This window comes from Burkholderia sp. HAN2018 (genome assembly GCF_024704855.1).
Classification (GTDB): Bacteria; Pseudomonadota; Gammaproteobacteria; order Burkholderiales; family Burkholderiaceae; genus Burkholderia; species Burkholderia cepacia.
The window spans coordinates 1-649 of the sequence record NZ_QOBB01000553.1; the positions used below are offsets into that span (position 1 = coordinate 1).

The 649-nt window shown below is 74.3% G+C and carries 1 protein-coding gene; it reads left to right on the top strand.

The features are described from left to right. Window positions 1–649 (top strand): polysaccharide deacetylase family protein (locus tag DPV74_RS41735; protein WP_162923356.1); only part of this gene is annotated, 649 nt, incomplete at both ends.

Below are 649 nucleotides of genomic sequence, written 5' to 3' on the forward strand. Positions count from 1 at the left end.
GGTCGGCGGCGTGGTCGCGTCGCATCTCGCGCTGACCGCCGCCGGCCTGTGGCCGCGCAGCGCACTGCTCGGGCCGAACTGGACGCGCCTGCCGCCCGGCGCCGGCCGCCGCATCGCATTGACGATCGACGACGGCCCGGACCCCGACGTCACGCCGCGCGTGCTCGACCTGCTCGACCGTTACGACGCCCGCGCGACGTTCTTCTGCATCGGCGATCTCGCGCGCCGTCATCCGCGCTGGATCGAGGAGATCGTCGCGCGCGGTCATGCGATCGAAAACCACAGCCAGCGGCACCGGCATACGTTCTCGCTGTCGGGGCCCGCCGCGCTGCGGCGCGAGATCTCGGCCGCGCAACGGACGCTGACCGAGATCGCCGGTACGCGCCCGCTGTTCTTCCGCGCGCCGGCCGGCCTGCGCAATCCGTTCCTCGAACCGGTGCTGTGCGAGCTCGGCCTGCAGCTGGCGAGCTGGACGCGGCGCGGTTTCGACACGCGCGCGCGCGATGCCGCGACCGTCACGCACCGCCTGCTGAACGGTCTCGCGCCACGCGACATCCTGCTCGTGCACGACGGCCACGCGGCGCGCGACGCGCGCGGCGAACCGGTCGTGCTCGACGTGCTGCACGCGGTGCTGCGCGCGGCCGCCGAC